The organism is Sediminibacterium ginsengisoli, assembly GCF_900167075.1.
Taxonomy (GTDB): Bacteria; Bacteroidota; Bacteroidia; order Chitinophagales; family Chitinophagaceae; genus Sediminibacterium; species Sediminibacterium ginsengisoli.
The window spans coordinates 553,434-567,408 of the sequence record NZ_FUWH01000002.1; the positions used below are offsets into that span (position 1 = coordinate 553,434).

A 13,975-nucleotide genomic window follows, 5' to 3' on the forward strand; every position below is an offset into this window, starting at 1 on the left:
CTGTTCCGTTTAACACATAAATACAAAGCATTAACAATAAATAAGGTTCGGCTTGCAGAAAGTATGCAGTGCCTCCCTTATTTTTAATCAAACAACCTTTATGAGATCATTACTTCCGGCTATTTTGCTGTGTATGTTCTGCCAGGTGTCTTTTTCACAGGCGAACACTACCATTTCACCCGATTCTGCGCTGTCTCTGCTGAACAGCAACTATCCGCAGGAGAAAGTCTTTCTGCAGACAGATAAAGCTCAATATGTAGCAGGAGAGACCATCTGGATGAAAGCCTGGTGCACGCTGGAAGGACAGCCTTCCTTTTTAAGCAGGATCCTCTACGTTGATCTTGTAAACAGTAACGGGAAAGTGATACAGAAGAAGATGTACAAACTGGACAGCCTAAGCTCTACTCCCGCAGAGATCGATATCCCCAAAGAAGCCGGTACCGGAAACTACAGCGTAAATGCATACACCCTTTGGATGCGGAACTTCCCGCAGTATCTTTTCAAAAAAGATATCTATATCTATAACTCCGATTACGGTACAAAGCCACGGGTGTATAAAGCTCCTTCCGTAAAAGTACAGTTCCTTCCTGAAGGTGGCAACCTGGTTGCAGGCCTCACCAACCGTATCGCATTCAAAGCCCTGGATGAAAATGGTTTCCCGGTAGACGTAAAAGGTGATATCGTTGACAATACCGGTAAAAAAATAATGGCTTTCGCAACCGGTCACGATGGTATGGGAAGTCTTGAGCTGGAAGTGGAAGCCGGTAAAACCTACACCGCAACCATGCCGGTTGCAGGGGGCAATACACTGCAGTTTAAATTGCCTGCGCCCCAGGAAGACGGAATTACCGTTCGTGTAGAGAATGGCAATGCCAACAGGTTGGTGGTATTACTGAACCGTGCCGAAAAGAATAAGGCGAAATACGGAAAACTGATCGTGGTGGCCCAGATGAACCATCAGCTGGTTGTAAGGGCTGCACTGAATCTTGATGAAGGACAACTCGCGTTGCCCATTGCCAAAAAAGGACTGCCTGCAGGTATCATGCAGGTAACCGTATTCAATGAACAATATGAACCGCTTGCAGAAAGGCTTGCATTCATTGAGAATTACCAGCTGCAGCGCCCTGATGTAAAAATAGAAACCCTCAACAAGACCGCGCGTGCCAATAGCCAGATCAGCTTTTCTGTAGACGCGAAACCGGCAGCATTGTCCTGTCTTGTTACAAGCGCTTATACAGATACGATCACCGGCATCGCCGAGAATATTGCTTCATCGCTGCTTGTTACTTCAGACCTGCAGGGGTATGTACATAATCCCGGTTACTATTTCAAAGACAAGCAGCCTGCAACACTGCACGATCTCGATCTGCTGATGATGACGCAGGGCTGGAGAAGATTCGAGTGGAAAAAGATATTGCATAACGAGTTTGCAAAACTGGATTACCTGGTAGAATCTGCGATCTCTTTCGGGGGTATTGTAACCAAGAGTGACCGCAAAGAAGTGGTGAAAGAAGGAAAAGTATCCTTTATCATCAAAGGTGCCGATTCCACTTCCATGCTGGCAGAAGCTTCTATTACCGATAAAGGCGAATTCCTGCTGAAGGATATAAACTACATGCGTGAAGCGAAAGTGGCTTATATGGGAACCAACAGCAAACAACAGGGTTTTATCGTAGACGTGAAAATACGTCCTAATTATATAGACTCTCTTACAAAGTCTGCAGGCATTCCGTTTCTTAATCTTGATACAACCGATGTGAACAACCGTAAAAGCCTTCTGGCACAATATCTGTACGGTCAGATCCATGCCATCGATACGCTCAGTAAAGAATTCAATTACCTGGGTAATGTAACGGTAAAATCCAAACGTGTTTCAAAGGAAGATTCACTGAACAGGGAATATGCGGGCGGGCCTTTCCTGATGGGCCGGGGGATCGATCCTGCCGACTATAAATTTGCAAGAAATATCTGGTCCATCATACAGCAGGCAGTACCAGGCGTAACGGTTGAAGGTAACCCGTTTGATCCGGATGTAAGCTTCAGCAGGTTTGCAGGACTCGGTGGCGGCGATGCTACTGTGGATGATGAACTCTCTTCAATGGGTGTGATGCAGACAAATGGCATTGCATTCTTCCTGAATGAAGTGAACGTAACAAAAGATGTGGTGAACACGATCCTGCCGGAAGATGTTGCGTTGATCAAAGTACTGAAAAATGAAGGCGCTGCATTAGGAGCAAGTCAGGGTGCCATTGCCATCTACACCAAGAAAGGCTATACCCCGAAATCAGCTCCGTATGAAAAAAGCTATACCATTGAAAAGAAAGCCGGCTATTCTGTAGCAAGAGAATTTTATGCACCTGATTATTCCAAAAATGAAGAAGTGCTGACCGAAAAAGACAGGCGCACTACTTTATACTGGAACGGGCATATTGCGCCGGCAAAAGACGGGAAGTACCGTTTCCGTTTTTCCAACAACGATCTCGGCGACAAATTCAGGCTGGTGATACAGGGGCTCGATAAACAGGGTAACCTGATCTATTCAGAACAGATCATCCGTTAATTGTACAACATAATTCTGTGATGTGCCCTGGGATCAATCTGTTCTCAGGGCACTTACAGTTATAAATAATAGATCGCGAGCGATAATAATATGGTAATAAGCAGCACTGCCAGTATTTTATACCTGTTCCAGTAGTGCAGGAGTTTCGCGTTGCGGAAATGGCTGGTAATCGTTGCCAGCGCAACGGCATCATCGCCGGCAAGCGCAGTTAAAGGCTGAAGGAAAGCCTGCATGTCCCGAAAAGGTACAGGAGCAAGGCAAATCATGATCTGACCGATCACAGCACGTATCAGCACCGCCTCCGCGTTTTGCCGGAGCAGGTTGATATGATAGCCGGACAGCAATTGATGGAGCGAAAAAGCCAGTGCATCCCGGTCGATACGCGCCGGATCTGCGGCTTTTATACGGGAAGCCAGTTTTCGTGCGGAAATAAGGATATCATCGGGTGAGGTGTGCAGTTTCAGCCGGCTGCCTTCCTTAAAATAAACGGAATGATAATCCCTTCTTTTAACCGGATCACTCAGTACTTCATATGCTTCACGGATAGCCGAATAATGATCGTTGGTAAATGCCTGGCCGGCATTTTTATCCGGGTGATAACGCTGTGCCAGCAGGCGGAATGCCTTTTTGATCTCAGCAGCAGTAGCATCGGGGGATATGGCTAATATCTGGTAATAGTTTTTCTGCATCCGCAACCGGGCAAGGTATTCAGATTAATCATTCTGTTCAAATGTAATATCGTCACCATCAAGCAGTTCACGTTCAATTTCCTCCATTTGTACAATATCCCAGGCTTCGCTTTCGGTAGGGGTTACGTTAAGCATATCCAGCACCCCGGCCTTCTCAAAAACATCTTCCGCTTCGGGCTGCAGACAGCAGATCACAAAAGAAACACTCTGCTCATAAAAATCCTGTTGCAGCGAAGCGAGGGTTTCTGCTGCCTTCTCTTCTAAGGAAGTCACATTGGACAGATTCAGAATTACATTCTTTACGTCGTTTTGCAGGTAACTTTTACAATTATTGGCGATTGTTGCTGCTATATTGTCAGTTATCGGGGAGCCCATCGGCGTTACAACGGTAAATTTCTCCTTGGTATCAATTTTGACTTCCATCTTATAGATTTTTACATTAACACCATGTGCATAAGTGCATGGCAACTTCGCTCAAAAATATTCGTTATAATTGTATAAATCCAATTTAGATTATGGATAATAATTTTTCAGCACAGGTAAAGGAAATCATTTCCTTCAGCAGGGAAGAGGCTTTGAGGCTCGGAAATGATTTCATCGGCACGGAACATCTATTGTTGGGTTTGATCCGCGACGGAGACAATACAGCTATAAAAGTGTTAAAACAACTGAATATAGACTTGTATGAATTACGTAAAGAGGTAGAACTGGCGGTGAAAGACAAAACAGGGAAAAATATTGCCAATATCAACAGTCTTCCCCTGACAAAACAGGCAGAAAAAGTGATACGGGTTACTGTACTTGAAGCCAAGGCCCTCAAAAGCCCGCTGGTGGAGACCGAGCACCTTATGCTCAGTATCCTCAAGAACAAGGAAAATATCGCTACCCAGATCCTGAACCAGTTTGAAGTGGATTACGACCTTTTCCGCAACGAACTCGGTATGGTTGGTACCACCAATCCACCACCCCGCAGTGAATTCTCTGATGAGAATGACGATGAATTCGATGATGAGAAACGCGGTTCCGGCTACCAGCAGCAGAAAGCAGGCGGCAAGACCGGCGGCGCAGCCAAGAGTAAAACGCCCGTGCTCGACAATTTCGGGCGCGATATTACCAAGCTGGCCGAAGCAGGTTCACTGGATCCGATCGTAGGCCGTGAAGCCGAAATTGAAAGGGTAAGCCAGATCCTCAGCCGTCGTAAAAAGAATAACCCGATCCTCATCGGCGAACCGGGTGTGGGTAAGACCGCTATCGTGGAAGGCCTGGCACTGCGTATTGTACAACGTAAAGTAAGCAGGGTATTGTTCGATAAACGCGTGATCTCGCTCGATCTGGCGGCACTGGTTGCAGGTACCAAATACCGTGGCCAGTTCGAGGAAAGAATGAAAGCGATCATGACCGAACTCGAAAAGAACCGGGATGTGATTCTCTTTATCGATGAGATCCATACCATTGTTGGTGCCGGTGGTGCCAGCGGTTCGCTCGATGCTTCCAATATTTTCAAACCAGCCCTCGCAAGAGGTGAACTGCAGTGCATCGGTGCATCCACACTGGATGAATACCGCATGTATATTGAAAAAGACGGCGCCCTCGACAGAAGGTTCCAGAAAGTACTGGTGGAACCGCCAAGTGTGGAAGATACCATTACCATCCTCAATAACATTAAATCCAAATACGAAGACTTCCACAATGTGATCTATGATGCAGAAGCGATTGAAGCCTGCGTGAAGCTGAGTGACCGCTACATGACAGACCGCTTACTGCCTGATAAAGCCATCGACGTACTGGATGAAGTGGGCGCACGTGTACACCTGAAGAACATCAACGTTCCGTCTGATATCGTAGAGCTTGAAAAGAAGATCGAGGATATCAAGAATGAAAAGAATAAAGTGGTGAAGAGCCAGCGTTTTGAAGAAGCTGCTTCTCTCCGCGATACAGAGAAAAAGCTCGGTGAAGAACTGGAAAAAGCAAAAGCACACTGGGAAGAAGAGAGCAAGCACAGGCGTTATCCGATCACTGAAGAACATATTGCGGAAGTGATCAGCATGATGACCGGCATACCTGTTAAACGCATGGTACAGGCCGAAACAGACAAGTTGCGCCGTATGAGCGAGGATATGAAGGGAATGGTAGTAGGACAGGATGATGCGATCCAGAAAGTGGTGAAAGCCATCCAGCGGAACCGCGTAGGATTGAAAGATCCTAAAAAACCGATCGGGACATTCATCTTCCTTGGACCTACAGGTGTAGGTAAAACGGAGCTTGCAAGAGCCCTGGCAAGGTATATGTTCGATTCGGAAGATGCATTGATCCGTATCGATATGAGTGAATACATGGAAAAATTCACTGTGAGCAGACTGATCGGTGCGCCTCCGGGTTATGTGGGTTATGAAGAAGGCGGACAGCTGACTGAAAAAGTACGCCGTAAACCTTATTCCGTGATCCTGCTGGATGAGATCGAAAAAGCACACCCGGATATCTACAATATCCTGCTCCAGGTGCTCGACGACGGACAGCTGACCGATGGCCTCGGACGCAAAGTGGATTTCAAGAATACCATGATCATCATGACTTCCAATATTGGTGTACGCCAGTTGAAAGAGTTCGGTGATGGTGTAGGTTTTGCAACAGCAACAAGGATCCAGAATGCAGAAGAGAACAATAAGGCAGTGATCGAAAAAGCACTGAAGCGTACTTTTTCCCCTGAATTCCTGAACCGTATCGACGATGTGATCGTGTTCAATTCACTGAGCAAGGAAAACATCTTCAATATCATCGATATCCTCATGAAAGGAGTGTCCAAACGTTTACAGGCGCTTGGTTTCTCTCTCGAACTGACGGAAGCAGCAAAAGAATTCATCTCTGATAAAGGCTACGATTCGCAGTTCGGTGCGCGTCCGCTGCACAGGGCCATCCAGAAATACCTGGAAGATCCTTTAGCGGAAGAGATACTGAACATGACGATCAAGCAGGGCGATGTGCTGATTGCAGACCTCGATAAAGAGGCTGGCATATTAAAGTTCGATATCCGCAAAGGTGTGGAAGAGGACGCTAAAGTTTAAAGTAGGTACCATTTATATAAAAGCCGTTTCAGTATACTGAAGCGGCTTTTTTTATAAACAGATCGTAATGTCAGGATAAATACAATAAAGGGTGCTATTTGAGATAACGTTTGATCTCTTTCTCCACATCGCGGTTTTTAATAGTCTCGCGTTTGTCGTGCAGCTTTTTACCTCTGCCAAGGCCGATCTCAACTTTCACGAGGTTCTTATCTGTAAAGAAAACCCTTAGCGGTACAATGGTATAACCTTTGTCTTTCAGTTTGGCTTCAAGCCTGCCCAGTTCTCTTTTGGTAAGGAGAAGTTTGCGGTCGTGCACCTCAATATGGTTGTTGGCACTGCCGTGCGAATAGGACGCAATGAAGAGGCCGCGCACCCATAATTCACCATCATCAAAAAGACAGAAAGAATCCACAAAACTTACTTTGCCGTCCCGGATCGATTTTACTTCCGTGCCGAGCAGAACAATGCCCGCTACATATTTATCTTCTATGTAGTAGTTGAAATAAGCCTGCCTGTTGTTCATTTCCTTTGCCATAACACACAATTACACACTTTGCCGGACAGCTTATTTACGGAACAGGCTGATCACCTGTGCAAGCTTTTGCTTGAGCTGCTTGCGGTCTACGATAAAGTCGAGGAAGCCATGCTCCAGCAGGAATTCGCTGCGCTGGAATCCTTCCGGCAGATCTCTTTTGATGGTTTCTTTGATTACACGGGGGCCGGCAAAACCGATCAGTGCGCCAGGTTCTGCAATATTCAGATCGCCCAGCATACCAAAGCTTGCCGAAATACCTCCGAATGTAGGGTCGGTAAGCATGGAGATATAAGGAAGGCCGGCATCTGCCAGTTGTGAAAGCTTGCCACTTGTTTTGGCAAGTTGCATCAGGCTGAATGCACTTTCCATCATCCTGGCCCCGCCGCTTTTGCTGATCACGAGGTAGGGGAGTTTATGTTCGATACAATAATCCACGGCTCGGCTGAATTTCTCACCCATTACACTTCCCAGTGAACCGCCGATGAATTCAAAATCCATACAGGCAACTACCAGTCCCTGTCCGTCTGCATTGCCCGTTGCAACCCGCATTGAGTCTTTCAGGTCGGTTTTGGCGTGGATCTCGTCCAGTCTTTTCTGGTAAGGTTTCAGATCGGTAAAACCCAGGAAATCTTTGCTGCGGATATTATCGAACAGCTCCGTATAATTCTTGTCGTCGAAGATGATATCAAAATATTCTTCACTTCCGATCCTGTGATGATAATTACACTTGGGGCAAACATATAATGCCTCTTTCAGTTCGGTTGTGGTACAGATATAACTGCATTCAGGACATTTGCTCCAGAGTCCTTCAGGTGTTTCTTTTTTGTCGGCGGTAGATGTAAGGATGCCTTTGCGCATACGTCTGAACCAGCGCGGCTTGCTCGTCTCTTCTCCCGCTACGTCCTCACCGGTCAGGTTTGCTTCCAGATCTTCTTCTCGCTCTTTTTTCATATAGGTCTGATTCAATTTGGGGCGTCGAAGATAATGATAATTATTAACTCACCGGAGCGCGCATGGAAAGTCCTGTCGCCCCGGTAATGATTAAATGACCATGCGTTTAAGCGATGGTAATACTGTTGTCCAGGTAAACATCCTGTATGATGTTCAGCATTTCAATGCCGTCTTTCATCGGGCGCTGGAAGGCTTTACGGCCAAGGATCAGTCCCATGCCGCCTGCTCTTTTGTTGATAACGGCAGTTTGTACTGCTTCTGCCATATCGCTGGCCCCCTTGCTTTCCCCGCCGGAGTTGATCATGCCGATCCGGCCGTTATAGCAGTTCAGCACCTGGTAGCGGCAGAGGTCGATCGGATGGTCGGTGGTCAGTTTTTCGTATACCAGCGGACTTGTTTTGCCGTGTTTGGTAGCCAGGTAGCCGCCATTATTGGTTGGCAGCTTCTGTTTGATGATATCGGCCTGCAGGGTTACGCCCAGGTGATTGGCCTGGCCGGTCAGGTCTGCAGCTGTATGATAGTCAACCCCGTCTACTTTAAAACCATTATTACGGGTATAGCACCAGAGAATGGTGGCCATTCCCAGTTCGTGGGCCAGTTCAAACGCTTCGGCCACTTCTTTCAGCTGGCGGGCGCTTTCCGCACTTCCCCAGTAGATTGTAGCTCCTACTGCTGCTGCCCCCATGTTCCAGGCACTTTTGATGGTACCGAACATGGTCTGGTCGTAGCGGTTGGGCAGGCTCAGGAATTCATTGTGATTGATCTTTACCACAAAAGGGATCTTATGTGCATATTTCCGGCTCATCAGGCCAAGTACGCCATACGTGGAAGCTACTGCATTACAGCCGCCTTCGATAGCCAGTTTAATGATATTTTCAGGGTCGAAATAAATAGGATTCGGGGCGAATGCAGAACCGGCGCTATGTTCAATGCCCTGGTCTACGGGAAAAATACTGCAATAGCCCGTGCCGGCGAGCCTGCCATGGTTTAACAGGGTCTGCATACTGCGCAGGGTCTGGTTATTACGGTTGCTGTTGATCCAGATCTTATCTACATGGTCCGGTGAAGGCAGGTGGATGGAAGATTTGTCAACCGTATTGCAGGTATGGTTGAGCAGGTATTCGGCTTTATCGCCAAGCAGCTCCGTTAATTTTTGTTGTGCCATGGGTAGTTTGTGTTTATGGTAAGCAATCGTATCGTACTTAAAGTTACCGATTATCTGCAAATGGTATGCGGGCGTACGTGGCCGGTATAGACAAAAAAAAGAGCAGCCGCATTGGTGACGGCTGCTCCTGGTATGATTATGCGTTCCTGTTCACGCAGTTCAGATCTTCGAAAGCTACTTCGAGACGTTTGGAGAAATTCTCCTCCGCCTTTCGCAGCCATACACGCGGATCGTAATATTTCTTGTTGGGTTTGTCTGCACCTTCCGGGTTGCCGAGCTGGCCCTGCAGGTAACCTTCGTTTTTATTGTAGAAGTCGCGGATACCCTCCCAGAAAGCCCATTGGAGATCGGTATCGATATTCATTTTGATGGCACCGTAGCTGATCGCTTCGCGGATCTGGTGTTGTGGAGAACCACTACCGCCGTGGAAGACGAAGTAAACAGGTTTCGGACCGGTTTTCAGTTCCTGCTCGATGTACACCTGGCTGTTCTTAAGGATCTCGGGACGTAATTCCACATTACCCGGACTATAAACACCGTGAACGTTCCCGAAAGCAGCGGCCACTGTAAACAGTTTGCCAACCTTACTCAGTTCGGTATAGGAATAAGCAACATGCTGCGGTTGAGTATACAGCTTGTCGTTCTCGATGCCGCTATTGTCAACGCCATCTTCTTCGCCGCCCGTAACACCGAGTTCGATCTCGATACTCATGCCGAGTGGTGCCATCCTTTTATAAAAAGCTACGGAAGTAGCGATATTCTCTTCCAGCGGTTCTTCGGAAAGATCCAGCATATGTGAACTGAAAAGCGGTTGTTTTTTCTCCTTGAAGAATTGCTCACCGGCATCGATCAGTCCGCTTACCCATGGCAGCCATTTTTTAGCCGCATGGTCTGTATGCAATACAACGGGTACGCCATAATATTTAGCTACGTTGTGAATATGCAGTGCACCGGAGATACCGCCGGCAATATTGCCCTGCAGGTTATCGTTCGGCATTCCCTTACCGGCAATGAACTGGGCACCACCGTTTGAGAACTGTATGATCACCGGTGAATTCATTTTAGCCGCTGTTTCCAGTGTGGCATTGATGGTATTGGTTCCGATGGTGTTAACTGCCGGCAACGCAAACTGGTTATTCTTGGCATCATTATAAAGCGCTTCCAGCTCTTCTCCGAATAAAACGCCGGCCCTGTACTTTTTCATGGAATGGAATAGGTTTAAAGGTTAGTGATTTGTCAATATAGGCATGGTCCGAAGACCAGTTGAAACCAGCGGCAAGATACGCCAGATAAGGCAAACAGACTCAGCTTTTTAACGCATTTAAACCAGCCGATAACCGGCAGAAATAGGCAGGGAACTGCGATATTCTGCTTCCGTACCAGCTGAACATTTCACCATCTGCCAGCAGGATATGGGTGTGGGGTAAATCCTGCTGCAATTCTGCAATATGTTTGTCGCGGAAAGGATACGGCTCGCTCGATAATAAGATCAGTTCGGGATCTGCTGTTTTCATTTCTTCGATGGTTACAGCAGGATATCTTGTTTTATCTGCAAATACATTGATGAAGCCGGCGCGGGAAAGTATGTCGTTGATAAAGGTATCTGCACCCACGGTCATATAAGGATTACGCCAGATGAGGTAAGCTGTTCTGATGGCAGGTTGTACCGGTGTCAGCTGCTCAAATTGCCGGCGGATCTCTGTTGCCAGTGCAAGGGCTTTATCTTCCCTGCCGGTGATCCGGCCAACCTGTATGATCATTTCAGTTGCGGTTGTAAGATCATTCACATCCGTTACCATCACAGGTGCCAGTTCCTGCAGGGCTTCTACCTGTTCGCGGATATTCTCTTCCTTATTGGCAATAATCAGATCGGGCTGTAAAGCCGCCACTTCGCTGATATGAACGTTTTTTGTTCCGCCTATGCGTTTCTTTGTGCGGAACCATTTCTCGGGGTGAACGCAGAATCTGGTGATGCCCTTTACTTCTTCATCCAATCCCAATGCATATAATAACTCAGTCTGGGATGGCACCAGCGATACAATCCTGCGGGGAAGTTCCGGCAGCTTGATCAGCCGGCCTGTCTGGTCTGTGATTTCAGGCATGCGCTAAAATAACCAGACTTTTTTAAATCGCTTTAAGATACACGCACGTTCGAAGAAAGCATCAGCCAGGCATCATTGGTGGCCGCATAATCTTTCTCAACCAGTTTTTTGAAACCGCTGAACAGTGCATCGTACTGCGGCGATAACAAATTACCTATGGCGTTGGCCAGCGTATGGTATTTTTCTTCTGCCGCTTTCAGGTAAGGTGATCCTGAAGAAGATAGTTGTGGCTTGTTTTCGTCCTGGAGCATATACGTTCGTTTGAGGTATAAAAGTAATACTCCGTTATAACTTTATTGCGATAATATTGTTATGATCTATAACTACAGGTTATAGGTTTGCTTGGCCAGTTTGATGAAAATATTATTGAGTTCGCTGTTTTCGCCCTTGCGCTGGATAAAGTAAAAATTACGTTGAATATGAAGTCCTTCGAAGCTGAGCTCTGCCAGATCACCCTGTTCCAGTTCACGCATCACGGATTTCTGCGGCAGAAATCCTACCGATTCCGATTCTACCAGGAAATTCTTCAGCGCTTCTGTTCCGCCGAGGCGGACTTTCACATTCAGATCGCTGATGCGGATACCGTTTTTTTCCAGTCCATGCCTGAGTGCGGCCAAGGTTCCGCTTCCTCTTTCCCTTAATGCAACAGGCATTCCGGTGATATCCTGAACAGCGTAATTCTTTTTACGGGCAAAAGGGCTCTTGCGGCTGCAAACGGCTACAACGCGGTCGCTTACAAAAGGCTGGTATTGTATGTTACTGAGCTTGGTACGTCCTTCCGTAATGCCCAGGTTGATTTCTTCGTTGAGCAGTGCATCCACTACGATCTCGGTATTCCTGTTCAGCAGACTGATATTGATCTGCGGATAAACCTGGTTGAAAACAGATAATACGCGCGGTAGAATATACAGCGCAACCGTAGTGCTGCCACCGAGTTTCAGTATCCCTTTGGCCTGCATCACATCTTTCATGGAGGAAAGTTCGAATGCCGTTTCTTCCTGGATGCGTTTTACATCAGCCAGCCTGCTGTGCAGTAGTCTGCCTGCAGCCGTGAGTTCAACATGAACGCCTTTTCGCTCGAATAACTGAATGCCGTATTCCGCTTCCAGCGCCTTGATATGCCTGCTCACTGCGGGCTGTGAGATGTAGAGCGACTGGCTTGCTTTTGAAAAGCTTTTCTGTTGTGCTACTTCAATAAATACTTCATGGCGTACAGAGATCATGCGGGAGCGTTTATCGGATGTGCGGAATGAACTGAAAACGCCGGCTCCATATATTTGCAGCCGGCGTTCCATTCTTATATGAAGATAAAAAACGCGCTGTTATTTGGCAAGACTTTGTATCACATCGTATTTGGTCACAATGTGATAGTCACCTTTTTCATCCTTGGCAAGCACTGCACCGTTTTCTTTGTTGATGAGGTTGCCGAGTTTCTCAACTTTAGTCATGAAATCCACAACAGGGTAGGGATGTTCGATCACGCTGGCAACAGTGCTGTTCTTGATCTCAGGATTGCTGAATATTTTCTGGAATAGACCGCCTTCGCTCACTGAGCCAACGAGTTCGTTTTCTTTCATAACGGGGATCTGTTCAATGTCGTATTGCTTCATCAGTTCTACTGCTTCCGCAACGGTATGATCCGGTGTTATGGTTACCAGTTTTTTACCTGCACGTCCGTTCACGATATCCCTGAATGTTTTTACATCGAGGAAGCCGCGTTCCATCATCCACTGGTCGTTATAGATCTTACCTACATAACGGCTGCCGTGGTCGTGGAAAATACATACAACCACGTCGTCTGCGGTAAGTGTGTTTTTCAGCTGCATCAGTCCCTGCAGGCAGCTGCCCGCGCTGTAACCGCAGAACATGCCTTCTTCTTTCGCGATGCGCCGGGCCATTACGGCGCCGTCTTTATCGGTTACCTGTTCAAAATGATCGATCACGCTCATATCATAGTTCTCGGGAACAAAATCTTCACCGAATCCTTCTGAGATATAAGGGTGCACTTCATTCATATCGATCTCACCGGTATTGTAATATTTGGTAAGCAGGGAGCCATACACGTCGATAGCCCAGACTTTGATGTTCGGATTCTTTTCCTTCAGGTACATTGCGGTTCCGGTAATGGTACCGCCGGTTCCTGCAGTAGATACGAGGTGTGTGATCCTGCCTTCAGTCTGTTCCCATATTTCCGGACCGGTACTTTCGTAATGTGCCTGGCGGTTGGCAAGGTTGTCGTACTGGTTCATGTACATGGAGTTGGGGATCTCCTGACCGAGGCGTTTTGCCACACTATAATAACTGCGCGGGTCTTCCGGGAGTACGTTTGTAGGACATACGATCACTTCTGCGCCTACCGCTTTCAGTATATCAGCTTTTTCTTTAGATTGTTTGTCGGTGGTAACGAAAATGCATTTATACCCTTTAACACAGGCCGCGAGCGCGAGGCCCATACCGGTATTGCCACTGGTACCTTCAATGATGGTGCCGCCGGGTTTAAGTTTACCCTGTTGTTCAGCAACTTCTACCATTTTAAGAGCCATCCGGTCTTTGATGGAATTACCGGGATTGAAATAATCTACTTTGGCCAGTACGGTGGCCGGAATGTCTTTGGTTATCTTGTTCAGCCTGATCAGGGGAGTATTGCCTATCGTTTCGAGGATATTATTCAGCCACATAAACTAACAGTTGTTTGGTGGCAAAGGTAGGCTTAAAAACTTTTTACGAGCAGCAAAATACTCGCGGCTTCTTCCACCTGCCATACATCTTTTACTTTGATGGTTTCGGCAGTCTCCTTTTTTATACCGGTCCGCGGCTGCAGACAAGCTACTGCAATAACGGGCAATAAAGCGATCATTGCTATTCTGGCGGTGGAAAAAAGCTTTTTCATAACACTGGTTTTATTGTTTGA

The 13,975-nt window shown here is 47.0% G+C and carries 13 protein-coding genes; 2 read left to right on the top strand and 11 right to left on the bottom strand.

What is annotated here, in order from left to right; translation table 11 throughout:
• Window positions 1-100 precede the first annotated feature (100 nt).
• Window positions 101-2,560 (top strand): MG2 domain-containing protein, encoded by a 2,460-nt coding sequence (locus B5D42_RS05530; RefSeq protein WP_139366996.1) that lies wholly within the window; start codon window positions 101-103, stop codon window positions 2,558-2,560.
• Between the two features lie 59 nt (window positions 2,561-2,619).
• Here the strand turns inward: B5D42_RS05530 and B5D42_RS05535 are convergent, their stop codons facing one another.
• Both B5D42_RS05535 and B5D42_RS05540 read right to left on the bottom strand, forming a co-directional pair.
• Window positions 2,620-3,249 (bottom strand): J domain-containing protein, encoded by a 630-nt coding sequence (locus B5D42_RS05535; RefSeq protein WP_078830439.1) that lies wholly within the window; start codon window positions 3,247-3,249, stop codon window positions 2,620-2,622.
• A 24-nt stretch (window positions 3,250-3,273) separates the two neighbouring features.
• Window positions 3,274-3,672: an STAS domain-containing protein gene (locus tag B5D42_RS05540; protein WP_078830440.1), complete on the bottom strand. Its 399-nt coding sequence runs from the start codon at window positions 3,670-3,672 to the stop codon at window positions 3,274-3,276.
• Window positions 3,673-3,764: 92 nt separating this feature from the next.
• On the opposite strand from B5D42_RS05540, the gene B5D42_RS05545 reads away from it, so the two are divergent.
• Window positions 3,765-6,311, top strand: a complete 2,547-nt coding sequence (locus B5D42_RS05545; protein WP_078830441.1) for an ATP-dependent Clp protease ATP-binding subunit — start codon at window positions 3,765-3,767, stop codon at window positions 6,309-6,311.
• A gap of 94 nt (window positions 6,312-6,405) precedes the next feature.
• Here the strand turns inward: B5D42_RS05545 and smpB are convergent, their stop codons facing one another.
• From smpB to B5D42_RS05590, 9 genes are all read right to left on the bottom strand, one after another.
• On the bottom strand, window positions 6,406-6,846 hold the full coding sequence (smpB, locus tag B5D42_RS05550; protein ID WP_078830442.1) for an SsrA-binding protein: 441 nt from the start codon (window positions 6,844-6,846) through the stop codon (window positions 6,406-6,408).
• Between the two features lie 30 nt (window positions 6,847-6,876).
• Window positions 6,877-7,797 (bottom strand): acetyl-CoA carboxylase, carboxyltransferase subunit beta, encoded by a 921-nt coding sequence (gene accD, locus B5D42_RS05555; RefSeq protein ID WP_078830443.1) that lies wholly within the window; start codon window positions 7,795-7,797, stop codon window positions 6,877-6,879.
• 106 nt (window positions 7,798-7,903) lie between these two features.
• Window positions 7,904-8,962 (bottom strand): class I fructose-bisphosphate aldolase, encoded by a 1,059-nt coding sequence (locus tag B5D42_RS05560; RefSeq protein WP_078830513.1) that lies wholly within the window; start codon window positions 8,960-8,962, stop codon window positions 7,904-7,906.
• 136 nt (window positions 8,963-9,098) lie between these two features.
• The gene (gene fbaA / locus B5D42_RS05565; protein ID WP_078830444.1) at window positions 9,099-10,166 is read right to left on the bottom strand and encodes a class II fructose-bisphosphate aldolase; all 1,068 of its coding nucleotides are present in this window, start codon (window positions 10,164-10,166) and stop codon (window positions 9,099-9,101) included.
• A gap of 100 nt (window positions 10,167-10,266) precedes the next feature.
• Window positions 10,267-11,064, bottom strand: coding sequence for an ABC transporter substrate-binding protein (locus B5D42_RS05570; protein WP_078830445.1), 798 nt, complete (start codon window positions 11,062-11,064; stop codon window positions 10,267-10,269).
• A gap of 32 nt (window positions 11,065-11,096) precedes the next feature.
• A complete protein-coding gene (locus B5D42_RS05575) occupies window positions 11,097-11,315 on the bottom strand; it encodes a hypothetical protein (RefSeq protein WP_078830446.1) in 219 nt (72 codons plus the stop codon).
• A gap of 72 nt (window positions 11,316-11,387) precedes the next feature.
• Complete coding sequence (locus B5D42_RS05580) at window positions 11,388-12,287, bottom strand: LysR substrate-binding domain-containing protein (RefSeq protein WP_078830514.1); 900 nt, start codon at window positions 12,285-12,287, stop codon at window positions 11,388-11,390.
• A 99-nt stretch (window positions 12,288-12,386) separates the two neighbouring features.
• Window positions 12,387-13,742 carry a pyridoxal-phosphate dependent enzyme gene (locus B5D42_RS05585; RefSeq protein ID WP_078830447.1) on the bottom strand — a complete coding sequence of 452 codons (1,356 nt, stop codon included), beginning with the start codon at window positions 13,740-13,742 and terminating at the stop codon, window positions 12,387-12,389.
• Between the two features lie 32 nt (window positions 13,743-13,774).
• Window positions 13,775-13,954, bottom strand: coding sequence for a hypothetical protein (locus B5D42_RS05590; RefSeq protein WP_139366997.1), 180 nt, complete (start codon window positions 13,952-13,954; stop codon window positions 13,775-13,777).
• Between the last annotated feature and the right edge of the window lie 21 nt (window positions 13,955-13,975).